Annotated in this window: 23 protein-coding genes; 13 read left to right on the forward strand and 10 right to left on the reverse strand. The window is 34.3% G+C overall.

Annotated elements, in window-relative coordinates; translation table 11 throughout:
- Nucleotides 1-1,104: a 5-methyltetrahydropteroyltriglutamate--homocysteine S-methyltransferase gene (locus tag NYE52_RS06555; protein ID WP_341192331.1), complete on the forward strand. Its 1,104-nt coding sequence runs from the start codon at nt 1-3 to the stop codon at nt 1,102-1,104.
- A gap of 663 nt (nt 1,105-1,767) precedes the next feature.
- On the opposite strand, the gene NYE52_RS06560 is transcribed toward NYE52_RS06555, so the two are convergent.
- Nucleotides 1,768-2,799, reverse strand: a complete 1,032-nt coding sequence (locus NYE52_RS06560; protein WP_341192332.1) for a HAMP domain-containing sensor histidine kinase — start codon at nt 2,797-2,799, stop codon at nt 1,768-1,770.
- Nucleotides 2,796-3,470 carry a response regulator transcription factor gene (locus NYE52_RS06565; protein ID WP_341192333.1) on the reverse strand — a complete coding sequence of 225 codons (675 nt, stop codon included), beginning with the start codon at nt 3,468-3,470 and terminating at the stop codon, nt 2,796-2,798. Before NYE52_RS06565 ends, NYE52_RS06560 begins: the two co-directional genes overlap by 4 nt.
- Before the next feature lie 198 nt (nt 3,471-3,668).
- On the opposite strand from NYE52_RS06565, the gene NYE52_RS06570 reads away from it, so the two are divergent.
- Nucleotides 3,669-3,893 (forward strand): hypothetical protein, encoded by a 225-nt coding sequence (locus NYE52_RS06570; protein ID WP_341192334.1) that lies wholly within the window; start codon nt 3,669-3,671, stop codon nt 3,891-3,893.
- A gap of 38 nt (nt 3,894-3,931) precedes the next feature.
- On the opposite strand, the gene NYE52_RS06575 is transcribed toward NYE52_RS06570, so the two are convergent.
- Together NYE52_RS06575 and NYE52_RS06580 are read right to left on the reverse strand one after the other, a co-directional pair.
- Complete coding sequence (locus NYE52_RS06575; RefSeq protein WP_341192335.1) at nt 3,932-4,423, reverse strand: DnaA N-terminal domain-containing protein; 492 nt, start codon at nt 4,421-4,423, stop codon at nt 3,932-3,934.
- Between the two features lies 1 nt (nt 4,424).
- Nucleotides 4,425-5,126, reverse strand: coding sequence for an HAD hydrolase-like protein (locus NYE52_RS06580; protein ID WP_341192336.1), 702 nt, complete (start codon nt 5,124-5,126; stop codon nt 4,425-4,427).
- Between the two features lie 199 nt (nt 5,127-5,325).
- Here NYE52_RS06580 and NYE52_RS06585 point away from each other — a divergent pair, with 199 nt between their 5' ends.
- Together NYE52_RS06585 and NYE52_RS06590 are read left to right on the forward strand one after the other, a co-directional pair.
- A complete protein-coding gene (locus NYE52_RS06585) occupies nt 5,326-6,117 on the forward strand; it encodes a hypothetical protein (protein ID WP_341192337.1) in 792 nt (263 codons plus the stop codon).
- Nucleotides 6,117-6,578 (forward strand): hypothetical protein, encoded by a 462-nt coding sequence (locus NYE52_RS06590; protein ID WP_341192338.1) that lies wholly within the window; start codon nt 6,117-6,119, stop codon nt 6,576-6,578. Before NYE52_RS06585 ends, NYE52_RS06590 begins: the two co-directional genes overlap by 1 nt.
- 66 nt (nt 6,579-6,644) lie before the next feature.
- On the opposite strand, the gene NYE52_RS06595 is transcribed toward NYE52_RS06590, so the two are convergent.
- The gene (locus tag NYE52_RS06595) at nt 6,645-7,544 is read right to left on the reverse strand and encodes a 3-hydroxyacyl-CoA dehydrogenase (protein WP_341192339.1); all 900 of its coding nucleotides are present in this window, start codon (nt 7,542-7,544) and stop codon (nt 6,645-6,647) included.
- A gap of 184 nt (nt 7,545-7,728) precedes the next feature.
- On the opposite strand from NYE52_RS06595, the gene NYE52_RS06600 reads away from it, so the two are divergent.
- Nucleotides 7,729-9,030: a globin-coupled sensor protein gene (locus NYE52_RS06600; RefSeq protein ID WP_341192340.1), complete on the forward strand. Its 1,302-nt coding sequence runs from the start codon at nt 7,729-7,731 to the stop codon at nt 9,028-9,030.
- Nucleotides 9,031-9,106: 76 nt separating this feature from the next.
- Here NYE52_RS06600 and NYE52_RS06605 read toward each other — a convergent pair whose 3' ends face one another.
- Nucleotides 9,107-9,649, reverse strand: coding sequence for a flavodoxin family protein (locus NYE52_RS06605; protein ID WP_341192341.1), 543 nt, complete (start codon nt 9,647-9,649; stop codon nt 9,107-9,109).
- Between the two features lie 193 nt (nt 9,650-9,842).
- Between NYE52_RS06605 and NYE52_RS06610 the strand changes: the two genes are divergently transcribed.
- Both NYE52_RS06610 and NYE52_RS06615 read left to right on the forward strand, forming a co-directional pair.
- Nucleotides 9,843-10,073, forward strand: coding sequence for a hypothetical protein (locus NYE52_RS06610; protein ID WP_341192342.1), 231 nt, complete (start codon nt 9,843-9,845; stop codon nt 10,071-10,073).
- A gap of 143 nt (nt 10,074-10,216) precedes the next feature.
- Entirely contained in the window at nt 10,217-10,333 is a 117-nt protein-coding gene (locus tag NYE52_RS06615; RefSeq protein WP_341192343.1) for a DUF4023 family protein, read from the forward strand.
- A 396-nt stretch (nt 10,334-10,729) separates the two neighbouring features.
- On the opposite strand, the gene NYE52_RS06620 is transcribed toward NYE52_RS06615, so the two are convergent.
- Nucleotides 10,730-11,641, reverse strand: coding sequence for a LysR family transcriptional regulator (locus NYE52_RS06620; RefSeq protein ID WP_341192344.1), 912 nt, complete (start codon nt 11,639-11,641; stop codon nt 10,730-10,732).
- 146 nt (nt 11,642-11,787) lie between these two features.
- Here NYE52_RS06620 and gdhA point away from each other — a divergent pair, with 146 nt between their 5' ends.
- On the forward strand, nt 11,788-13,170 hold the full coding sequence (gene gdhA / locus NYE52_RS06625) for an NADP-specific glutamate dehydrogenase (protein WP_341192345.1): 1,383 nt from the start codon (nt 11,788-11,790) through the stop codon (nt 13,168-13,170).
- Nucleotides 13,171-13,274: 104 nt separating this feature from the next.
- Here gdhA and NYE52_RS06630 read toward each other — a convergent pair whose 3' ends face one another.
- Nucleotides 13,275-15,329: a methyl-accepting chemotaxis protein gene (locus tag NYE52_RS06630; protein ID WP_341192346.1), complete on the reverse strand. Its 2,055-nt coding sequence runs from the start codon at nt 15,327-15,329 to the stop codon at nt 13,275-13,277.
- A 556-nt stretch (nt 15,330-15,885) separates the two neighbouring features.
- On the opposite strand from NYE52_RS06630, the gene NYE52_RS06635 reads away from it, so the two are divergent.
- The 3 genes from NYE52_RS06635 to NYE52_RS06645 all read left to right on the forward strand — a co-directional run bounded on the left by NYE52_RS06635 (nt 15,886) and on the right by NYE52_RS06645 (nt 20,081).
- Entirely contained in the window at nt 15,886-17,097 is a 1,212-nt protein-coding gene (locus NYE52_RS06635; protein WP_341192347.1) for a M20 metallopeptidase family protein, read from the forward strand.
- A 155-nt stretch (nt 17,098-17,252) separates the two neighbouring features.
- Nucleotides 17,253-18,851 (forward strand): ABC transporter substrate-binding protein, encoded by a 1,599-nt coding sequence (locus NYE52_RS06640; RefSeq protein ID WP_341192348.1) that lies wholly within the window; start codon nt 17,253-17,255, stop codon nt 18,849-18,851.
- A gap of 222 nt (nt 18,852-19,073) precedes the next feature.
- Nucleotides 19,074-20,081: a DUF3231 family protein gene (locus NYE52_RS06645; protein WP_341192349.1), complete on the forward strand. Its 1,008-nt coding sequence runs from the start codon at nt 19,074-19,076 to the stop codon at nt 20,079-20,081.
- A gap of 416 nt (nt 20,082-20,497) precedes the next feature.
- On the opposite strand, the gene aiiA is transcribed toward NYE52_RS06645, so the two are convergent.
- Nucleotides 20,498-21,253: a quorum-quenching N-acyl homoserine lactonase AiiA gene (gene aiiA / locus NYE52_RS06650; RefSeq protein WP_341192350.1), complete on the reverse strand. Its 756-nt coding sequence runs from the start codon at nt 21,251-21,253 to the stop codon at nt 20,498-20,500.
- 322 nt (nt 21,254-21,575) lie between these two features.
- On the opposite strand from aiiA, the gene NYE52_RS06655 reads away from it, so the two are divergent.
- The gene (locus tag NYE52_RS06655; RefSeq protein ID WP_341192351.1) at nt 21,576-24,386 is read left to right on the forward strand and encodes a DEAD/DEAH box helicase; all 2,811 of its coding nucleotides are present in this window, start codon (nt 21,576-21,578) and stop codon (nt 24,384-24,386) included.
- A gap of 30 nt (nt 24,387-24,416) precedes the next feature.
- On the opposite strand, the gene NYE52_RS06660 is transcribed toward NYE52_RS06655, so the two are convergent.
- Nucleotides 24,417-24,812, reverse strand: a complete 396-nt coding sequence (locus tag NYE52_RS06660; RefSeq protein WP_341192352.1) for a (deoxy)nucleoside triphosphate pyrophosphohydrolase — start codon at nt 24,810-24,812, stop codon at nt 24,417-24,419.
- A gap of 118 nt (nt 24,813-24,930) precedes the next feature.
- Here NYE52_RS06660 and NYE52_RS06665 point away from each other — a divergent pair, with 118 nt between their 5' ends.
- Nucleotides 24,931-25,254 (forward strand): nucleoside triphosphate pyrophosphohydrolase, encoded by a 324-nt coding sequence (locus tag NYE52_RS06665; RefSeq protein ID WP_101730235.1) that lies wholly within the window; start codon nt 24,931-24,933, stop codon nt 25,252-25,254.
- Nucleotides 25,255-25,290 lie beyond the last annotated feature (36 nt).

A 25,290-nucleotide genomic window follows, 5' to 3' on the forward strand; every position in this document is an offset into this window, starting at 1 on the left:
ATGACAAAAACGATTATTAAGGCACCATTTAGAGCAGACCATGTAGGAAGTTTACTTCGTCCACAATCCATTCATGATGCAAGAAAGAAGTTTGCTGATGGAGTTATTACTTCAGAAGAGCTACGCGCTGTTGAAACAGAAGAAATTAAACGAATTGTCGACAAGCAAATTGAAATTGGCCTGCAAGCAGTAACAGATGGAGAATTTCGTCGTAGATTCTGGCATACCGATTTCATGGAGCATTTAAATGGGGTAGAAGGTTATGTACCTGACCATGGATATAAATTTAATGGGGTTGAAACTGAGGCATATGATGTACGCGTAACTGGAAAGGTTTCTTTTAATCTAAATCATCCTCATCTAAAAGATTTTAAAGAATTCTACGAGATTGTTGGAGATCGTGCCGTTGCAAAAATGACAATCCCAAGTCCAAATCAACTTTTTAATGCAGGTATTCGTAATGAAGAAATCTATCCAAATATTGAAGATTATGCAAATGATATTATCCAAGCTTATCGTGATGCCGTTCAAGCATTTTATGAGGCGGGCTGTCGTTATTTGCAATTTGATGATGTATATATTGCAGGACTTTGTGCTCCAGAACTACCATTTGCGAAAAGTGAGTTAGAGAGACAGGAATTAATTGATTTAGCTTTAGCTGTAGTTAATGGTGTACTAGAAGGAAAGCCAGAAGATTTAGTAGTGACAACGCATCTTTGCCGTGGAAACTATCAATCTACTTGGGCATTTGAAGGTCCGTATGACAAAATTGCTCCTAGCTTTTTTGCAAAAGAAAAGGTAGATGGTTTCTTCTTAGAGTTTGATGATGAACGCTCTGGTGGATTCAAACCGCTTGAGTTTGTACCAAATGGTGGAGCACAAGTAGTTTTAGGTGTATTTACTTCGAAGACAGGAGAATTAGAAGATAAAGAAGCGATCAAAGCACGTGTAGAAGAAGCATCTAAATATGTTTCCCTTGAGCAGCTTTGCATCAGCCCACAATGTGGATTTGCTTCCACTCATCATGGAAATATATTAACAGAAGAGGAACAATGGAATAAACTGAAATACATTGTTGATATTTCAAAAGAGATTTGGGGATAAGAAGAGAGTAGAAAACAGACACATAAAGGAAAACCATTCCGTTTGAGGTGCATATTTTTAAATAGGCACTGAAATGACTATTGTATTGGCATATAAAAAGGGGACTCGCCATAGTAATTGGCGAGTTTTTTAATTGGGAATATAGAACATCACTCAGAGGTGATATGGTTAATCGTAATTTTTTAATTGGATATCTTCTCCTTTACCGAAGAACCGAGAAAGTAAAATTAGCGGAGTTTTTCCGGTTACATGCAGAATGGCGCTTTTTTTGGAGTATATAAGGGGAGTTTTTCCGCTTGTACACAGCAAAAGCCCCCATTTCTGAAGATTTTGAGCCAATAGGCGGAATCTCTCCGTCTATTTCAGCCTTTTTTAATATTAATTACTAATTAAGCGGAATTTTTCCGTCTATTATCAGCGATCAGCTCTGACGCTTAAGGTGATCTCCCAGCTAATCAGTGGCGGACCCTTTTAATAACAGATGTGGGAATCAGAAAGCTTATTAAAATCTATAAAATTGGTAGTCAAAACAGCCCTGTAAATGACAGAAGATGATGTCATTTGCTATTTCAAACCAAAAAATTTACGCAGAAACCTTAATAAATAAAGAAAAGACATATGCCCAATGGAGTTAGGCACTTTTAACGAGTCTAACTCCTTGTTTTATAATCGAACGACAAAGGTACTACCACAATCTTTCTTGCTCTCTACATGAATCTCCCCATCACATAGCTCCACGATTCGTTTTACAAGTGCCAATCCTAGCCCATTTCCTGATTTGGAATGAGAGGTATCCCCTTGATAGAACTTATCGAATAGATGTGCTTTTGTATGGTCATCCATTCCAGGACCATTATCTTGAATCGTAAAATAAATGTCTTCATTCCTTTTCGTAAGGGTTATTTGAATCATTCCACTTACATATGAAAACTTAATAGCATTATCCAAAAGATTAAGCCAAATTTGTTGGGTTAAATCTTCATTCCCACTATAAGATACCTCATCAAGTTCCACGTTAATAACTATTTCCTTTGCAGCCCATTTCGGTTCCATCAATACGATTGTTTTACGGATTTGTTCATCTAGTCGAAAGGGAGCTTTATCGGTAATAATCTCAAGATTTTCATACTTTGACAGGGCAAGTACATTTGTTGATAGAGCGGCTAACCGTTCACTCTCCGTAATGATAATATCAAGATATTCTTGTCGCTCCTGTTCTGTTAAGTTGTTTTCTTTGAGTAATTTTGCAAATCCTCGTAAGGATACAATAGGTGTTTTAAACTCATGTGAAAAGTTATTTACGAAGTCACTTCGTAGTGTTTCAATTCCAGAAAGCTCTTGTGTCATTTTATTAAAGCTTTGAGATAATTCTTCTAATTCACCTATCCCTTTTATATTAACTTGCACAGAAAAATCTCCATCAGCAACTTTATGAGTAGCATCGATTAAGGTTCGAATCGGGTTTAAGGCTTTCTTACTTAGAAAAGCAGTAAGAGAGGTACCAAGTAGAATGCAAAAGCCTAAAAAAGTAATCAGCGGAAATACTGGAAGCTGACTATTATTGGAGATAATTCCTAAATGCTGTAAGGCAAAAGTAATCATGGAAGCTACCAAGACTGTTGCCACAATCACTCCAAATACAAACATTACTAACGTAATAGCAAGACTTAATCGTTTCGTAAAAAAATCTTTCATCCTTTTTTCACTGCCTTATAGCCTAGTCCCCGAACAGTCACAATTTCAAATTCTGGAATATCTCGTAACCGGTCTCTTAATCGGTTTATATGAACATTAAGTGTGCGGTCATCTGTTTCAGATTCCATACCCCAAATTTCTTCCATGAGTTGAATACGTGTAAAAATCATATTCGGATAGGATAGTAGTTTGAACAATAAGAAAAATTCTTTAGGTGGCAATGTAATAACGAGATCATCCCGCGATACAGTAAGTGAGTCATAATCAAGGACTGTTTTGCCTGCTGTTAGTTTATGTTCATTAGCAATCTTAGCTCTGCGTAATAGGGCTTTAATACGAAGCACCATTTCTTCTTCATCCACGGGTTTGGTCATGTAATCATCTGTACCGACGAGGAATCCTTTCTTTTTATCTGCAGGTTCTTGTTTGGCAGTAACCATTAATATAGGGAGCGTGTCCCATGTTTGTCTGAGTTGTCGCGTTAATTCATAGCCATCCATTTTCGGCATCATTAGATCTAGAACTACTAAATCAACATGTTCTTTTTCCATAATAAGAAGAGCTTCGATTCCATCCTGTGCATCAAGGGTTTGATAGCCATGTTGTTTTAATACAGCACACATCAGCTTCCTTGTATTTGTATCATCTTCCACCACTAATATTTTAAACATCAAATGCCTCCATATGTATAATTTATCCCTATTTTAAAAGCATAATGTAAACTCAAAATAAATTTACGGAAGTTTATATTCAGTTTACTTTACATCGTTATACTAAGAAACATATATTAGAAAGTCTATATTTTTTAGGAAATAAATAAAAATTTAAGGGAAAACACAGAACGATGGAAAAAAAGGGGAGAGAGTTTGGTGGATTATTCCATTTTATTTAGTTATTATGAAATTGTGGGAGAGGAAGCGCATTTGATTGATGAATATAAATTGCCTTATAAAGAACGGAAAGAAAGCTTAGAAACATTGTTATGCCAACAAAATTACGAGTTTATTGGGAACGTTGATTTATGGGGAATCCGTACGAACAGCTTTATGAGTATTGCTGAAATTATTAAGAATGGAAGCGAGAATGCCATTTAATAGAATAGCTGCCAATTTTGGCAGCTGTTTTTGTTTACTCAGGGACTAACTTTAATGGTCACAGTCAATTCTGAAGCACCCGGTAAAACTTGATTTAAACAGTCGAGCATTAGAGAGGTATATCTTTCTTCTAGCCAATCTCTTTGAAATTCATTTTCGCAATATACGGTTACTAGATTATTTTCTATACTGCAAGTAGTATTTTTTAGCCAAGTTTCAAAGGATGGCATAGATATTTGTGTGCTGATAAGATGTAATACCTCTTTCCAAATTTCATCCTCTTTTAGGATATCTGCATTTGTTTTCTTAGAAGCAGCGACCTCTTTATCGACGAAATCCTGTAAATGATTCATTGTATTTGGTTTATTTTTAGTTAAAATTGGTTCAACTGTTGCGATAAATTCTTCTTTAGAGAGGGAGGAGTACTTATAAAGTGTAATGGCCCCAATAAAATCCTTATTAACTAGGGCGTGTTCAATTCGTTGTTTTTCAATAGGTTTATAGGATTCTGCAGTAGGATTATTAATCATCTTATTTTCCTCCTATGTTATTTAGTAGAAGTTCGTTAACTGGAAAGGTAGTTAGTGTCGGAATAATCGATTCTATCTCCAATAAATCATCAATAACGACAGCTGCTTGGCTGAGTTCGTCTTTTCTAGCAAAATCAAAATTACAACCGATAGAAACTAGACCATTCTCTTTCGCAGCCTTAATATCAGAAAGGCGGTCACCGACAACAGCTCCACTAGTTATTCCATGCTTGTCTATGATACTACGAACAAGGTCGGATTTATTTAGTGATTCAATTTGTTCGATACTATATGTTTCTGTTAGCCATATATTCAATTCGTAGTATTCTACAATAGCTTTTAAATATGCTGTTAAACCATTGCTAGCTATGTAAATGGAAATGTTATTTTTTTTCAGACAGGAGAAAACTTCTTTTACATTTGGATATAAAGCACCTTTCCCATTCTTTATATTTGTAACTAGTCGTTTCAGAAAATAAGAATCTGTTTGTTCTCTTAACTCGATGGAATGATTAGGCAATAAGGTTTCCCAGACGATTGGTAATGGTACCCCCATTATTTCACGATATGTATCAATCGGAGTTACCCCTTCCCAGTGGTCCAGGGAGCGTAAGTGATTAAAAGTATCGTCAAGGGATATTTCTAAAATTTTATCTGTTTGAAAAAGCGTGCCATCCATATCAAATATTAATGCTTGAGACATTTTGTTCTCCCCTTATGAAATGCTTTCTGTTACTAGGATATATTTTAGCATATAATTCCAATGGTGTTTTTAACTAGTTTGATTTAGTCCCATTGTACTAAAACGCGATAAGAGTGGATTGAATTTCATAATTTTGTTAAAAATAACACCAAGTTATTCCTCCAGTGTATTTAATTGAAGGCAAAAAGGTGAAACGATTATGGATAATTTTACCAATAACAATACAGCAAGAAGGTATAGAGCTCATGTTAGTATCCTAGGAACGACACAAATTCATCTGCGAAATCCTTATATTATTGGGTGGTGGAGTGCTGCTTTTCCTGGATTTGGCCATCTCCTTTTATCAAAATACTTACGTGGGTTTGTTTTATTTATTTGGGAAGTAGTAGTAAATGTAAACTGTCACTTGAATTTAGCCATGATTTATTCCTTTCAAGGAGAGATTGACAAGGCTAAAGAAGTCCTCGATACAAGATGGTTGCTCATTTATATTCCAGTGTATATTTTCGCTATTTGGGATAGCTATCGAACAACAGTAGATTTGAATAAAGTATTTGTATTGGCAGAACGGGAAGAGCATCGATTTAATTCTTTTAGTATCGGTGCAATGGAAATCAATTATTTGGATAAAAGAAACCCGATTATGGCTATAGTTTGGTCCTTGTTTGTACCTGGACTGGGACAACTATACATACATCGAATTACAACTGCGTTTTTTGTTATTATTTGGACTGTAGTATTCTTTTATTTATCTCATGGCCTTGAAGCTATTTCTCTTTTATTTTTAGGGGAGATAAAACAAGCTACTTCGATAATAGACCCTGAGTGGCTTTTGTTTTTTCCGTCGATTTATGGATTTGCTGTATATGATTCTTATATAAATACGGTGGAAAACAATAAACTTTATGATAAAGAACAGCGCTTTTATTTTAAAGAAAATTACCAATCCCCGACATTTAAAGCATTAAAAGGGCAAAAGGTGAAATCATGATGCAATTATTTTCAACATTCGAACATGCAATTTTTATTGAAATGGCTATTAGCACGCTAGAGAAAAAAGGGATTAAGAAGGAGAATATATTTGTCCTTCCATTAGATAATCAAATAGGAGAGCGTAAAGTATTTGATACTATTCATCGTTCGGATGGAACCTCCCTTATTGATATTGGAGCAGCATTATCTACTGCTTTTGCGGTTATTGGTGCAAGTATAGGCTTTGAGCTTAAATTAGGGCCAATTTATTGGGGGTTAATAGGAGCAGCGGTCGGTTTTCTAATTGGATTTGGAATTCGTCTTTTTACAGAAATCGTCATAAAAAAGAGGAAGCGATTGCTAAAGGGAATTCATTCAGAAGTAATTGTCATTGTTGATTGTGAAGAGTCACAGGGGGAAATGGTTGAGAATATATTATTTAGCCATTATGCCTTAGGGGTAGCGAAGGTGAAGGGATAAAGTTAAGCACCCTCAAAAAAGGTTTTTGAGGGTGCTATTTTTATAAATATGTCCCTTTTATTTGGTTCAGTTTTTTAAGAAATCAGGCTGTATGAAACGAGGGTTTGGATATTGATAGAAGCCTTCACCTGTACTACGTCCTAATTTACCTTGATCGATATATTGTGTTTTTAATAAATCAGCTAGCTTAATATATTCTGGTTTGCCAGTTGCTTCTGCTTTACCTTTTACAATATTGTAGGCAGTAGTGATACCAATTACATCTAACATTGCAAATGGACCAAGAGGAGCACCGGTTCCAATCATCCAAGCCTTATCAATAGTTTCTACCTCTGCTACATCATTTACAAGTAATATTTCAGCTGCTTCTAAAAGAGGAACTAATAAAGAATTCAGCACATAGCCAGGCTGTTCTTTTTGGATTGGTAATGCCACCATTCCAATCGTTTTCGCAAAGGAAATGATCGATTCAAACACATGGTCTGCAGTAGTCTGATGCTTCATAATTTCTGCTGTGTTATTTTTCCATATTTCATTTGCGAAGTGTAGAGCTAGAAATTGTTCTGGTCGGCCAGTTGCTTCTGCAAATTGACTTGGTAGAAGGGTAGAGGAGTTCGTTGCAAAAATAGTATGCGCAGGCGCTACTTTTGCTAATTCCTGATAAAAGTCTAGCTTTATTTGCACTACTTCGGGAATAGCTTCAATGACAAGATCCGCTTTCTCTGTAGCCTCTGCTAAATTAGAATAGAAAGTTAGGCGATTATATGCTTCTAATAGCTCTTCCTTTGAAGCGCCTAAATCTCTTTGATAAAAGGTTTCAAGTTGCTGTATACGATTTTTGGCTTTCTCTAATACTTCGTTATTAATATCATAAATAGAAACTTGATATCCTTTAAAAGCACTTTGAAAAGCAATTTGACTTCCTAAAACGCCACTTCCTGCAACCGTAATATGTTTAAATTCCATGGTATTCTCCTTTTCTTAACAACTATCTTAAGAAAGTTGTAAATAATTAACTTCATTTAAATCTACGCAAAATATAAAGCCTTGTCAACTTAGCTACAGTTTATTTCAAAATATTAAAAAAATTGATGGAAAAAATTTAACCATAACCGATATAAGGAAAAAGGACTATACAGGAGGAAGAACCATGCTTTTTAAAAAGGGTGTCAAAGAGAAAGAAAGCAAGATTCAAAACCTAATTAACCAAGAAATAGAAAATGTTTTAATTGATGTTGATAAAGGATCTGATGTTGAGATGCAACTAAAGGTCATTCGCTTAGGAAACGAGGATTTAGCTTTATTAAAGAGTATCCAACCAATCGTTGCCAAACATCTTCCATCAATAAGAGAAGAATCATTTCATTTTTCACATGAAGGTGTTTCGAAAATTATCGATACATCACATATTGGTATATCACCTGAAGAAAGTTTGAAATATTTCCTTTCGTTTTTTAATGGGAAAATCGATCAGGAATACATACAAAGAAGGACCATGCTAGCACAGCTTTATGTGAAAATTGGTGTGGAAATTCGATGGTTCCTTTCTGTATATCATTTATTAATGACGGAGATCGTTTTAAAGGTAAAAGAAGAATTGAAGTTAAATGAAAATGAATATACTACATTATTTATGGCCGTTTCAAAAATCTTCAACCTTGAAAACCAGTTAGTAATTGACTCGATGCAAAGTGCACAGAATACGATTGTTGCGAAAAAGGAACAAGAAGCAAAATTAGAAATAAAGAATTTCGTCGGTGGATTTGTTGAGAACTTAGCTGCTATGACAGAAGAAACAGGTGCATCTGTTGAACAAATTGTAGAACAGTCTGGACATATTGCGACAAATGCAAAGAAAAGCTTAGGCACTTCAGTTGAAATGGAAGAACGATCAGAAAATGGAAAGCTTCAGTTAGATAAAGTAATAAAAAACATGCAAGAGTTAAAAGAAGATATTCAACGAATTATGAAAGCCATTGATGAGTTGGAAGATAACTCGAAGAAAATCGGTGGAATCGTTAATGTCATTACAGGGATTGCTGATCAAACGAATCTACTTGCACTTAATGCGGCGATTGAAGCAGCAAGAGCAGGAGAGCATGGGAAAGGCTTTGCCGTTGTGGCGGATGAAGTAAGAAAATTGGCGGAACAAACGAAAGATTCCTCTTCTAGTATTACGGAGCTTGTGCAAGAAACCATTTCGCATATATCAAATGTAATTAATCAAATTAACACGATTAATAAAGTAGTTGATACAGGTAATCAAGAGATTAAGATGACAACAGACGTTTTTGATAGTATTTTAGGAAGCAGTAGAGATAATAACCAAATGAGCAAAAGTACAGAAAAAGATCTCCAAATGCTTATCCAATTATTGGAGGAAATCAATCAAGCTGTATCCAAAATGGCAGTATCAACAGAGGAACTAAATGAAACAGTAGCAAGCTTTTAAGAGTATATGAAGGAATTAGTTGATAAAGAGAGCACCATTATTAGACTACAGTCTTTTGATGGTGCTCTTAGTATTATTATTTTAAATCGTTCTTCAGTTGAGCGGCGGCAAAAAGGGCATTTTTATCTTGTAGAATGTCACCTGGCTTATTACCACCCCCTAAAATATATCCTCCAAATTCAACTCCCATAAAATCAAAAATATGCTGAAACTGCTGAATCATAGGCAAGCCTTTCACATATGGAGTATCTCCGCCAACTGCAATGACATATGCTTTCTTTTCAGCCATTTTTGCTTTGAAATTTGGATAATTTGCATCCCTTAAAGATTGAGACCAGCGATCAACGAAATTCTTCATTAAACCGGACATACTATACCAATAAATTGGGGTGGAGAAGATTAATATGTCATGGGCAAGTACTTGATCAATAATTGTGTTATAGTCATCATTTCTATTTTGAAATCCTTCCAATGCATGTCGCATATCGATAATGGGATAGATGGTATGATCTCTAAGAAGAATTTTTTCTACAGAGAGACCTTCTATTACCTGGTTAGTTAATATGGCAGTATTTCCATTAGGACGAGTACCTCCATCAATGACTGCGATAGTTTTCATGATATTTCACCCTTTCTATTTTTTTCTTTTTATCTTAATATGAAACAGATTATTAATAAAGAAGATTATATAGATAAGTATAATCGAATAAATCGATAATGGATGGCTGACTAGATGAATTAGTTTCAGTTCCTAATTAATTAGATTATACTTGTAAGTGCAAATGAAATTAGTGAAAATGGGGGGAAGATGGGTGGATAAGAAAAACGAGGCAGAATTATTATCTTTTAATGCAAATAAAAAATGGTTGTCCCTTCCAAAAGAAACACGTAGTGAATTAGTAAGAAATGTATGGTGTAGTTCTTGCATCGATGTCGTTCAAATAGAAAAATATATAATTGAAGAAACAAAATTTGGCATTGCTTTACAAGGAACCTGTAAACATTGTGGTAAACGAGTAGCAAGAGCAATTGAAATAGACTAAAAAAATGGTGCTAATCCTTCAGGATAGGCACTTTTTTTATTTTGTTTTGCTATGTATGCCCCATAGAAACGAAAGGATTAGAGAGGAATGTAAAGCGCGATAATGGGATAAAATAACATGAACATTTATAGGAGGGATTACAAATGGAAGATACGAATCAGTTTGTTCAAAAATTAAAAGAGGATCAAAAGAAGCAAGAAAAAAACAAAAAGCATGGCAAAGGACATCCAGAAGAAAAATTGCCGAATAAGCAACATTAAAAAGGAAATGCACTCTACTGTAGTTTGTAGAAGTGCATTTCTTTTTTTCGTTCTGAAAACTATTCTGCCGAAAAAAACTTTTGGACCATCACCAATTTCCTGCAGCTGCATAATTTAGCAGGGTGTGATGAAAAGAAAGGGGTAGATGCAAAGAAGATTGAAAAAGTAATGACATACTATGGTTACGACTTACTGATAAATGAAGTTTTACATAAAAGATGTTTGAAATGTGAAAAATGGTATAAGTATGAGCGGGAGTTGGGTTATTGTTATTCGTGTATTAGGGAGATGGAGGAGCAATTAGCCAATAATTGACGAAAAGAATTCATGAAGAGTGTCAGGCACCTAACCAAGACAAAATGTCTTTTACAGAGCCAGACACTTTCTTTTTGCCGTTTACTTCTTAAACTCATTTAACCTTTCATATGTTTCCAACAAAAATTGGTAAAATAATAATTCTGTTGGAAGGAGTTTTCGATGGGTGGGATAAATGACACCCACGGTTCGAGTGAGATTGTTATCTGAAAGGGGAATGACGCAAGTGGAACGTGGTGTGTTATCTACCAACGTCATTTCAGGCATTAAGGCAACGCCTAATCCTGCAGATACTAATCCTTTTAGGGCATCAATATCTTTTCCCTCAAATGCAATCTGTGGAGAAAAACCTGCATCATGACAAGCTGTAACTACTTGATCACGAAAGACAAATCCTTCAGGTAAAACACAGAAAGAATCCTCTTTTAGGTCTCTTAACTGGATTTTCTTACGACTACTTAATGGATGGTGAAGAGGAAGCAGCGCAACAATATTTTCTGTAAATAATGTAGCACCTTTAATTTTAGTTTCTTTTTCTCGATTCGGCATTGGTGCAATCATTGCCAAATTAAACTCCCCAGTAATTACTCCATCGATAAGATCGTGATACAAAGCATTGCTCATATGAAATTTAGCTTCTGGATAGCGGTTGCGAAAGGAATAAATGATAGATGGGAGTGTATGAGCAGCCATGCTAATAGGGAATGCAATTCTCACGGTTCCTTTTTGAGGATTAAGTGATTCCTCTACTTCTCTCTTTGCATCTTCCATTAAACTCCAGACTTGCTTCATTCGCTCGTAAAAAACTTTTCCTAGAGGCGTTAATTTCACGCTTCTTCCTTCACGTATAAAAAGTTCCACTCCTAATTCAGTTTCTAAATTTAAAATCTGACGACTCACAGAAGATTGTGCTACATGCAAAGAATCCGCAGCTTCTGTAATATGTTCTCTTTTTGCAGCCTCTAAAAAATATTGGATTTGTCTTATTTCCATTTCCACACTCTTTTCCATTCATGTGTCTAACGCATGAATCCAATCCGAAATTAATATTGTAACTATTAATTATTAAAGTATAAAATAAAAACAACTTTTAGAAAAGAGAATATTCTAACATTAAAACAATATAGGGGCTGAAAAGGATGAAAGTGCTGGAGAAATCAGAAGAAGTTCAAACACAAACCGTGAAGGAGTACATGAACCGTTTATTTGGTAAAGTTCAAGAACGCAATCCTCACGAAAAGGAGTTCCAGCAGGCAGTTAAAGAGGTCCTCGATTCTTTAGTTCCTGTACTTGAAAAAAATCCAACATATATTAAACATGCTGTATTAGAAAGAATGCTTGAACCAGATCGATTAATTAGCTTCAAAGTACCTTGGGTAGATGATAATGGCAATATAAAAGTAAGCCGAGGCTATCGTGTCCAATTTAATAATGCCATTGGGCCTTATAAAGGGGGATTAAGATTTCATTCTTCTGTTAATGCCAGTATTATTAAATTTCTTGGTTTTGAGCAAATCTTTAAGAACTCATTAACTGGCCAGCCTATAGGAGGAGGAAAAGGAGGTTCCGATTTCGATCCCAAGGGAAAATCAGATCTAGAAATTATGCGATTTTGTCAGAGCTTTATGACAGAACTTAGCAAATATATTGGACCAGATATCGATGTGCCTGCCGGAGATATTGGAGTAGGTGCAAGAGAAATCGGTTATATGTTTGGGCAATATAAAAGATTAAAAGGTGCTCATGAAGCAGGCGTGTTAACCGGAAAAGGCATCGGATATGGCGGAAGCTTAGGGCGTAAAGAAGCGACAGGATACGGATTAGTGTACTTTGTGGAAGAAATGCTTAAAAGTCAGGGCTTAAGCTTTAACGATAGTACAGTGGTTGTGTCTGGCTCAGGAAATGTGTCTATTTATGCCATGGAGAAGGCGATGCAGTTAGGTGCAAAAGTGATAGCTTGTAGTGATTCAAGTGGTTATGTATATGACCCAAATGGAATTGATTTAGATACTGTGAAACAATTAAAAGAAGTAGAAAACAAGAGAATCTATGAATATGTGAAAAAACATCCAGATGCTATCTACCAGGAAGGATTTACTGGCATTTGGGAAATTCCATGCGATATTGCATTGCCATGTGCCACACAAAACGAGCTCAACAAAGAAGCGGCAGAAAAGTTAATCTCTAATGGGATAAAAGCAGTAGGGGAAGGGGCGAATATGCCTTCTACTTTAGAAGCCATTGATAGCTTTATCCAGCATCATGTTTTATTCGCACCTGCTAAAGCGGCAAATGCAGGTGGAGTAGCAGTCTCTGCTTTAGAAATAGCGCAAAATAGTGCACGAATAGCTTGGACACAAGATGAGGTTGATAAGAAATTACAAGACATCATGAAAAATATTTATAGCAAAAGTATTAAAGCAGCAGAGGATTATGCAACGAAAGGGAATTTGGTTGCAGGTGCGAATATTGCTGGTTTTATTAAAGTAGCAGATGCAATGATTGAGCAGGGGATTATATAAGCTAGGAATAATTAAAACCGATAAAATGTTAACCTACCTAAACTAGTGGTCAGAAAAGAAAAGGCTGTCGATATTAACTCGACAGCCTAAGGATAGTAACTTAATTATTCCGTTTTGAATTTTGCTATCTCGGATTCCGTTGTTTTGATCAATTCTGTTAAAGAATCCACATTTTGTTTCACTTCATCGGTAGAAGCAGATTGCTCTTCCATGGAAGATAAAATGACTTCAGTTGAAGCGGTTGTCTCTTCAGAGGAAGCGGAGATTTCATCAATCATGCTGCTTACTACATCTTTTTGGCTATCTATTTCTTGAATAGCATGATTAGATAACTGAATATCTTCTACAATTTTCTCTAATGAATTAGTGATTTCATTAATGGAAACAGTAACATTTTCTACTGCATCTTTTTGCTGTTCACTAATCTTATTTGTTTCCTTCATCATCGTAACTGCTTGAGCAGTATCTTGAATAACCGAATAAATGATGTTTTGAATGTTTTCAGCAGATGCTTTGGATTGTTCTGCTAAATTTCTTACTTCATTGGCTACCACTGCAAAACCACGACCATGCTCACCAGCACGAGCAGCCTCTATGCTTGCGTTTAAAGATAGCAAATTGGTTTGTTCTGATATTTGCTTAATGACCTCGGTAACTTGTGAAATATTCTTCGATTTATCACTCAAATCATTCATAATCATTTCTACTTTTGATAAAGAGCTTTCTAAGTTACGATACGAACCTTCCAGGTTGGTTACATCTTTTCTTCCAGAGCCTACCCCTTGATTTGCTTTCTGTAGGGAAATTTCCATACTCTTGGATTGTTCAACTAAGTGATTAATTGTTTTGTTTAAGTCTTGAATCGCCATGGAGCCTTTTTCTACTTCTAAAGATTGTTGATTATTTGCAGTAGCGATTTCTTCAATAGAGCTTGTAACTTCAGCGATTGACGAACTATTTTGCGAAGCAATTTCATTTAAGCTTTGCGATGTTTCATCTACTCTAGAAAAATCAGTTTGAATTTTCTTTGTCATATTTCGGATATTTTCTAACATCGTATTGAAATTTGTAGCAAATTCACCGATTTCATCATTACTATTAACGTTTAAAGATACGGTTAAGTCTCCTTGAGAAGCTTTTTCCGTTACTTCATTAAAATTACGTAAATAATTAAGTATCATTCTTGAAATAAGGTAGGCAATAATACCACCGATGATTAGACCACCTAAACTAGTACCTATCCCAATGAGTGTAATTCCTTTTAACTTATTAGAAATAACACTGTTTGCAGTCACAGAAATAACTTTCCAGCCTGTTTCTGTAATGGTTGAGGAGCTTACATGATAAGAAGTTCCTTCAAAGTTTGCAGTAGTATTAACTGTCTCCTTTTCGTATAAAGAATCTACCCATTTAAATTCTTTTTTAAATGACTTCTCGTCCTTTATATAATTTTCTACTTCTTCGTTTTTACCACTATGCTCGGTAGAAAGGTTCATTCCATCTGCTTTTAAGAAGGAAGATACAACCACTCCTTGATTATCTAAAACTAGTAATTTATTTTCTTTTCCTTTTTGTAATTGATTTCTTAAATCACCGATAGCATCTAGTGAAATATCGTATCCTAATACACCAATAAATTGACCATCCTTTTTAACGGGGGTGATAACAGAAGTCATCATATCACCTGTTACATTATCTTTATAAACTTCCATCCAATGTGTTTTATCTGCTGCTTTGGTTTCTTTAAATGCTCTAGTTTCTAACGCATTTCCAAAATCAACCCAAGGAGCAATATCCATTCTTCCTGATTTAGCGTCTATAAAATAGGTAGCAACTAGTGATGTATCCTGAGACTTTGTATTCTCTAAAAATTCATGAATTCTTTTGTTTTCTGCATGACCATCATACACAGTTGCAATATGCAAGGATAGTTCTTCTAATGATTTTTCATGCTTGCTTAAATATATTTGAATACTATTAGCGGAACTAACGGATGATGCAGCATTTTCCTCTTGGTAAACATTCTTAAGCGTACTTTTAGAATAAGCATAGGATAAGGCGGATGATCCAATTATAGAAACCAATAATGCTAGGCCAATTATTCCGATTAATTTAACACGTATCGATTTTTTTTGATTTGTTCTATTTCTATCTTTCATAAGTTGTTTATTCCTTTCTAATTTAACGATAATACTTATTATTTTGCTTGCTACTATTCAATTAAAAGATTAATGGAATCGTTGAGAATCAAGTGCATTAATAGTGGAGAGAAGCTGTACGATATTTATAACAGAAGGGTCTGTAAAAAGGATAAATAAATGATAATATTGCTTCATTACTAAAAAAGATTATGGACTAGATTTATAGATTCTCTGGAGCCTTTTCTTATAAAAATTCTTTTAATTTATGAATTTGCTATAGTGAATTTCTCCTTTCAATATAATTTATTTTTAGTACTATTGTATCAGATATAAAAGAAATGAATAGTTAAAATTTCATATTTATTATTTGGAAATAATTTGTTGGGTATTTTTTCTAGGATATATTAATCACATAAATAGTTGCCAGGTACCTTGCAATTAAATACTTCGGATTTCGTAAAATAAAATTGTATTCTTGATCATTTCACGATATACTATCTATAGATTAAATATTCAGAAAATATAGAATATTATTCTTTGTATTAATTTTGGTAGAACAAAGGAGGAAGGAAATATGTTAAGTAATTGGAATCTAGAGTTAGAGGAAATGTATAACAAAATGGTGGAATGGCGCAGGTTTATGCATCAATATCCTGAATTATCAAATCAAGAATATAAAACGTCAAAGCTGATTGCATCTATTTTATCAGAATATGGGATTGAGAAGAAAATAAATGTGGGGGGAATGGGAGTAATCGGCTATATAAAGGGAGCGCAACCAGGAAAAACAATAGCGTTAAGAGCTGACTTTGATGCATTGCCTATTCAGGATGAAAAAGAAGTACCATATAAATCTAAAGTAGCCGGAGTCATGCACGCATGTGGACATGATGGGCATACTGCAACTCTATTAGCAGTTGGTAAGGTATTGCAGGAAAACAGAGAGCAATTAGCAGGGAATGTTGTTCTTCTCTTTCAACATGCGGAGGAAGGTGGTGGAGGAGCAAGAAAAATGATTGCAGATAATTGTCTCGAAGGAGTAGATGCCATATTTGCCAATCACTTATGGAGTTTAATTCCGACTGGTACTATATCCTATACGAAAGGATATACAACAGCAGCAGGAGATGGATTCCAGATTAAAATTAAAGGGAAAGGTGGTCATGGATCTTCTCCACATGATACCATTGATTCTATTGCTGTAGCTGGTCAGCTGATTAATCAGCTTCAATACATAGTAAGTCGAAGAGTGAATCCCCAAAAAACAGCTGTTGTGACTATCGGCTCCATTCATGCAGGGGATGCTAGCAATGTAATAGCTGACTCTGCAATATTAAAAGGAACGGTGCGAACCTATGAAAAAGAAGTGCAGCAATTAGTAGAGGAAGCGATGAATGATGCAATTAAAGGTATCTGCTTGAGTTCAAAGGCTGATTATGAATTTGATTATTACCATGGAGTAGCTGGGGTTTATAATCATCCAAATGAAACAGAGATATTTGCCAAATCAGTGAAAGATTCTCTGACAGAATTGAATGTGGAAGAAGTGCCAGCACTGTTAGTAAGTGAGGATTTTGCCAATTATCTGGAGGAAAAGCCAGGTATGCTTTTCTTTACTGGAGCAGGAAATGAGGCTTTAGGAGCTGTATATCCCCATCACCATCCTAAATTTGACTTTGACGAAAGGGCAATGTTAAATGCAGGAAAAGCAATGCTCTCCATCATTCATTATTATCTAGTGGAAAATGCGTTAGAAGTTATATCCCCATACAATGCGGTAAAGTAAAGGGGAATAAGGAGCTTTAAATTATTGTTTTCTAATGAAAAACACCATGTTTATTATGACAACTTAATGGAAAAGTCTTGTCATATCACTCCATGAGCCTATTTGATTTATGTCCTTAAATGAAGTAGTACATGAAATATGTTGGAGGGAAAAACATGTTGTTTAATAATCGGAGCACTTTAATGCTCATGCTTGCTGTATTGCTATTACTTGTTGCTTGTAGTAATAGTACAACAAATGGTACTGCCAATACTTCCGAGGAGAAAAATTTATTTATTGGAATGGTTAATCCACCAATTGCATTTAACACCATTAATTCATCAGATGTAGCCTCACAGTACATAGAAGGATTCATGTTTGACTCATTATTAGATATGCCAGAATCCTTGAACTTTACTCCGAAATTAGCCGAATCCTTTGATACAACAGATAATCAAACCTATACTATTAAAATAAATGCAAAAGCCAATTGGTCAGATGGGACCCCTGTTACAGCGGAAGATGCTGCCTTCACCTTGAATTTGATTGCCAACCCAAATGTGGAAACACATGTAGGTAATTTTCTGACTCCACTTGACGGGTTAGATAATGGGAAACTGGCAGAAGGGGTGTCTGAAATCCCTTCCGTAAAGGTGATTGACGAGAAAACCTTGGAATTTAAAACAACAAAACCAGTTGATCCAAATATGATTAAAGAGCAACTCGGTGTAAAATTAATGATTTTGCCTAAGCATATTTTAAAAGATGTCGATCCTAAAGAACTATCAAAGCATCCATTTATGCAAAATCCAACCGTTATAAATGGACCTTTTAAATTTGTTCAGTACAAAAAAGACCAATATGTAGAATTTGAAAAGAATCTTGATTACTATCTAGGGACACCGAAGCTGGATAAAATCTTTGTGAAGATAATGCCGGCTTCCAATTTAGTCGCACAGCTCCAAACAGGTGAAATTCATATGAATAATACTTTAGGAAAGATAGCTGTACAGGATTATGAAACAGTTAAGAAAATTGAAAATGTCAAAACAGAATTGCAGCAAACGATTGGTTTTCAATTAATCGTATTTAATATGGAGACGATAAAAGACGCAAAGCTAAGACAAGCAATTGCCTATGCAATTAACCGTGAATCGATTGTAGATGATCTTCTTAAAGGGACAGGAGAAATAATTGATGGACCGTATACCTCCTTAAATCCTTATTTAAATAAGAACTTAACCAAATACACCTACGATCCAGAGAAAGCAAAACAATTACTTGCTGAATCTGGTTGGGATATAAACCAAACATTAGATTTTGTCGTTCCACTCGGAAATAAGGTGCGGGAACAATCAGCCAATATCATCGTCCAGAATTTAGAGGATATCGGCATAAAGGTCAAAACAGCTACCTATGATTTCCCGTCTTCACTCCAAATGGCAAAAGAAGGAGACTACGATCTGTATTTATTAGGAAATGCTCTAACGGTAGATCCAGATGTATCATCCATGTATGCCAGCAACGGCTCGTTTAACTTTATGAACTACAATAATCCAAAAGTAGATCAATTATTGGCTGATGGCAAAGCAGAACCAATCGCAGAAAAAAGAAAAGTAATTTACGATGAACTACAGGAGATCTGGGAAGCGGATTTGCCAGTTCTTACCCTTTATTCAGATTACAATTTTGCAGCTATATCTGATAGTGTCTCTTATGGGGGAGTTAATATATTGGATGCTAGCGTGGATTATCATTTGTGGGATTTGGAATGAAACATAATTTAAATAGAGCAGGATATTAAAAGGGCTGTCCCAAATTTTGGGGCAGCCTTCACTATTTTTGAATAAAGTGCCAGGTACCGGCCGTGGACAAATGTCTTTTTATGGTGCCTGGCACTTGTTATAGGCACTTGTTATATATTTTTTCTATATTGCATTTAAATTCTATAATTAGCAAATAATAAAATAGATTATTTTCATGAGAGGTGAATATATTTGGATAAAAAGCATATAAAGTTGACTTCCACAGAGATAACTTCAATTTGGGAAGCATATATGAATGATGCGGCTATAAATTGTAAATTTCACCACTTTTTAGAAAAAGTAGAAGATGAGGAAGTAAAGTCATTACTTCAGAAATCTTTGGATTTTACAAAAGGAAATCTCAGAACTTTGGAAGATATTTTTCAAAAGGAAGAATATCCAGTTCCTTATGGATTTAAAATAGATATGGATGTAGATCTTTCTTCTCCTAAACTTTATTCAGATATTTACGTATTGCACTATTTACATTCAGCAGCCCAAATTGCTCTGCAAGGTTACAGCGTGAATTTAACTTTAGTGGTAAGGGCAGATATGTATAGCTATTTTAATGAATGTATTTCACAGTTAACCGAAATAATGAGGGAAATAAAAGAGACTTTGTTATCGAAAGGTCTATATAATAGAGCTCCTTATTTGCCGGTACCTGATGAAGTAGACTTTATCAAGAAACAAAGTTTTCTTACAGGCTTTTTTGGAGATAAACGTCCGTTATCTGGCCCTGAAATAACCAATTTATATTCTAATTATCAAAGAAATGCATTAGGTGTAGCTACTATGATTGGATTTAGTCAAGTTGCGCAATCAAAAGAGGTCACCCAATTTTTTCTTAGAGGAAAGGAATTAGCTAAAAAGCACTGTCAAGTGTTTGGTTCTATCTTAGCCAAAGAAGACCTTCCTGAGCCCATGACCTTGGAAACGGAGGTGACAGATTCTACCTCATATACTTATTCAGATAAATTAATGATGTTTTATGTAACAGCATTAATTGCCCTTAGTATTGGTTATTATGGGACAGCAATGGCAATGAGCCCTAGAAGAGACATAGGTCTGAAATATATTCAACTTACACAAGAAATACTTGCTTATGCTGAGGATGGAGCCAATATAATGATTGATAATGGCTGGTTAGAACAACCACCAATGGCACTTAACCGGAATAAGCTAGCAAAAGAGAAGTAAATGAATTATATGTTTTTGAAGTCAACGAAACAATCAGTTGCGTTTATCGTACAAAATATGGAAGTATATAGATGATGTCAGGCAGTAGTGTAAAGGTGTTGCTTGGCATCTTGTATTTTCAGAAGAAAGCCTTAGACCATTAAATGATGCTAGTAAAAAGATTATGACGAAGGAAAAATGGATGCACCATGCGTTTTTCCAGGATTATGAGCCTCAGACGATTGATCGGCTTGGGGAGATGGAGCAGATGACGTTATTTGAGTGATGGAAATTGATAGCAAACAACAGTACCTGGCACCTTATTGGATGCCAAGTACTGTTGTTATTTTCTAGATTGGATTTTTTCATAATCTATCAAAATGGAAGTGGACAGCACTGCCATGATAGTCGTTATAAACTATATTTGAAGTCTGTCTCTAAGAAAAGTCTGGGTAAGTTTTCTGTGTAGTAGCTTGGCCCAAGTCATGACCATAAAAAATGTGAGTTGGACGTATCTCAGCCATAAGGCTTTTTATTTTTCTGATCGATTCATTAGCCATTTGTTGATTGAATGTAGCAAATGGAATTTCATCTTCATAATTTTCTTTTGTATAGGCTAAATCAACCGTCAATAAAATAGGACCGGATTGCTTCGTTGTAATTAGAATTGATTGATGTCCTGGTGTATGGCCAGGAGTAAATAGAAGTTGAATTCCAGGCATAAGTTCGTAATCGCCTTGAATGGCCTTATAATTTAAATCAGCTTGAGTGCATTCTGGTGGAGCATAACTATCATTTCCAATGGCAACATCCAACTCTGCATGTTGAACAAATATGGGTGTTTTGGGAAACAGTGAATTTCCACCTGCGTGGTCCATGTGTAAATGGGAAGAAATGATTGCTTGAATGTCATCAGGTTTATAGCCAATTCTATTTAAAACAGCAAGAATATGATCTTCCTTTCTCATATCAGGTAAGAATAAACCTTCATATGGCGTATGATCAAAATAACCTGGATTTTCAATAAATGATTCTGGCATACCTGTATCAATGATGATTGGTCCATCCTTTGTCTCTAGCAGATAGGACCATATTTGCAAGGTTACAAGCTTTCCAGGCTTTAATTTTTGATTTAAAGACGAATGATCAAGCGTTAACTTTCCAGTTGGTAACCAGTAAAGTCTTTCTATCATTTAATACCCCTCTTTCATATTTTGAATAATCAGACTAATAATATTATGGCATAGATTTAACCTTTTGAACAAATAAATTTTTTTGGTGCCTTTTTGGTGCCTGGCACTTATTTTTTAAATAAAGACTATACATATTTAATATAGAAAAATAATGAAAGATGTACCATCCTAGGTGCATCTTTTCTTGTATAATATTTACATATATAATTAATTCTTCAAAAGGATGAGTTAGAAGATGGAGTATCCATTTAAATGAATTCAGATAGGAAATAAGTAAAGAGAAAAAATTAGGAACGTATAAAGAATAGGGAGATTTTAGGTGATGACAGAAAAGGAATTGATCGTAAACTCAGGTAGTGGAAATTTATTAAATGAGCTAGTTCAAGCTATTAGAGAGTGTGAAAGTTTTTATTTTAGTGTAGCATTTGTAAATTTTAGTGGACTACAGTTGCTATTAGATTCATTAAAAGAAGCAGAAACGAATGGGATAAAAGGGAAGATTATTACATCTACCTACTTGAATTTTACGGAAGGCAAAGCATTAAGAAAAATTAATGAATTTAGTAATATAGATTTAAAAGTGTATGTTACAGATAAAGAGATAGGATTTCACACTAAGGCATATATTTTCGAAAATAAAGAAAACTATAAGGTTATTATTGGTTCCTCTAATATTACACAGAGTGCATTAAAAAGTAATGTAGAATGGAATGTGAAAATCGTCTCTAAGGAAGATACTCCTTTTATCCATGATGTTAAAAAGGAATATGATCATTTATGGGATATTACGACAGAAGCAGATGACCAATTTATTGACGACTATGAGGAGTTTGTAAATTCTATTATCAGTTATACCGGTAAAAACCATCAGCTTATTTATGAAAAAAGGGAGTATATCATTCCTAATAGAATGCAAAAAAGAGCAATGGAAAATCTTAACCGGTTACGTACTTTCGGTGAAAAAAAGGCGTTGGTTATTGCTGCTACTGGTACCGGTAAAACGTATATGTCCGCCTTCGATGTAAAACAATATCAGCCAAAACGAATGCTGTTTATTGTACATAGAGAAGAAATATTGAAGAAAGCTAAAGAAACGTTTGAAAAACTATTACCAAATGAGAATATTAGATTTGGTTTATTAACGGGAAATCATAAAGAGAAAAATGCTGATTACATATTTACAACGATCCAGACTTTATCCAAATGCTATAGTGAGTTTAATAAAGATTATTTTGATTACATTATATTCGATGAGGCACATCATGCAACGAGTAATAGTTATCAATCGGTCATTCAATATTTTGATCCTAAATTTACACTTGGAATGACAGCCACGCCAGAGAGAACAGATAATCAAAATGTATTTGATCTTTTCAATAATAATGTTGCTATTGAAGTACGTCTACATGAGGCGTTAGATGATGAATTAGTTGTTCCTTTTCACTATTTTGGAATCACGGATATAGATGAAGTTGATTTAAGTGATGTGGATATTAATGATATTACTGAAATTACGAAAAGACTAAAAGTAAATGAACGAGTAGATTTTATCATTGAGAAAATGCTTTTTTATCAGCATGATGGTAAAAAAAGAAAGTGTTTGGGATTCTGTGCAAGTATTGAGCATGCGAGATATATGACGGAGGAATTCAACAAAAAAGGTTATAAAAGTGCTTGTTTGACCGGAGAAATGAATGTTGATCAAAGGGCTCATTATATCAATAAATTAGAAGATGATACTGATGATTTGGAAGTGATTTTTTCCGTTGATATTTTTAATGAAGGAGTAGATATTCCTACTATAAATACGGTTCTAATGTTACGCCCTACGAATTCACCAATTGTATTTATTCAACAATTAGGTAGAGGATTAAGGAAGTATGAGGGAAAAAGCTTTCTGACCGTCTTAGATTTTATCGGAAATCACAGTAAAACATTTTTAATTGCTATCGCTTTAAATGGAAGTAGATATTACGATAAAGAAAGCTTAAAGGTTGCTATCGCAACAGGTTTCGCTAATATTCCAGGTAGTACGCATATACAAATGGATCGAATATCTCAAGAAAGAATTTTAGCACAAATTGATAGAGAGAATTTTCATTCCATGAAGTATTTAAAGGAAGAGTACTTTGAATTTAAAAACCTTAACAGTGGGAAAATTCCCTTCTTTTTAGTGGATTATTTAAAATATGATGGAGCACCGGATCCCATTAAATTTATAGATAAAGAAAAAAGCTATCTTCAATTTGTTGCGAAAGTAGAAAAAGATAATAAGCTTAAAGAATTACTATTGGATACTGATTTTGAAAGTGCATTAAAGGAGTTATCCAGTAAACTTCCTCTTAAAAGGATATATGAGTTTGTTATATTAAAAACTTTGCTAGAAACAAATGAAATTACTCAGCAAGATGCAAAACAGGAAATTTTGAAGTATGTGGAAAGAGTGGATGATGACAGTATTATACATGCTTTTGAAAATTTAAACCAAATTTATTATGATAGTATGCAAAAGAGAGGAAAGCTTCAACTTTGTACATATGAGAATAATAAATTGATTAAAACGGAGCCTTTCAAGCGAATATTGGAAAAGGAACGACTTCGAATATATGTAGAAGATTGTATAATGTATGGAATTTTTCGATATGAAAAGGAATTTAAAGAAACTTATTATGGTATCCCGCATTTTAAATTATATGAACAATATCAAATGATTGATGCTGCTTTATTATCTAATTATCGCAAAATTCATAGTTCCTTTAGAGGATCGGGACTTTTAACAAATGGTAATGAGTATTTTCTTTATATAGATCTTCACAAGGAAGAAGACATTAAAGAAAGTATTAATTATAAAGATAAGATTATTGATGAGAGTACTTTCCAATGGCAAACACCAAATAGTACTAGTCAAAGTTCTGATAGAGGGAAGAATATTATTTACAATAAAGAAAGAGGGATACATTTACATTTATTTATTCGTAAATATAAAGAGATAGATGGGAAAACTGAGCCTTATATTTATATAGGGAAAGGGAATACGATAGAATTTGAAGGGGATAAACCAATTACTGTTATTATGGAGTTGGAGCATACATTACCAACTAAAATTTATAATGAGTTTGTAGTAAAGGTGTAAAAAAATGCTAGGGTGAATCCTAGCATTTTTTTACTTTTCATTTATTAATGCAGTAACTGCTGGAATATCTGCAGGTGCCCAGTTTAATGAATCTAAATTTTCTCTCTTTAGCCATACTAGTTTAGAATGTTCACTAGCCGTTGGAGTTCCGTCGATAATTTTAGCTTTAATACATAATAAAGTAATGATAAAAGTGTCATATTCATGTGTATGTTCATGGAAAAGCTCTTCTGCCTTTATCATACATCCTAGTTCTTCCTTAATTTCTCTTTCGAGTGCTGTAAAGATATCCTCTCCCTTTTCTACCTTGCCACCAGGAAATTCCCATCTATTTGGAATAGTCATTTGAGGTGATCGAAGTGCACATAATACTTCATTTTGATCGTTTTCGATAATTCCTGCTACTACATTTACTGTTTTTTTCAATTGGTGGATCCTCCTGAATAAGTTAATGTTCTTTATCATCATAGCATTGAAATAGTAGGAGGAGAAAGAATTTTATCATATAATAAAAAGTAATTATATCCGAAAGGAATTATAAAAAATGCCAGTCCACAACAAACTAGTAAGAGATAAAATACCACAAATCATCACATCGACAGGAAAAAAATATACAACGAAAATCTTGTCTGATTCAGAATACATACATGAGTTAAGAATGAAAAGCCTAGAAGAATTAAAGGAATACTTAGAAGCACCAAATCGTGAAAGTGCTTTAGAAGAATTAGCAGATGTTTTAGAGATTTTACATGCTTTAGCGAACTATCATCAATCAAGCTTCAAAGAAATTGACCAAATTAGAAAACAAAAAGCAGAAGACCGTGGTGAGTTTAAAGAAAGAATATATTTAGTAGAAGTAGAAGATTGATTTAATTAAAGATAACTTTAGTAGAACAGGTGAATT

The sequence above is a fragment of the Niallia sp. FSL W8-0635 genome (genome assembly GCF_038007965.1).
Lineage (GTDB): Bacteria > Bacillota > Bacilli > Bacillales > Cytobacillaceae > Niallia.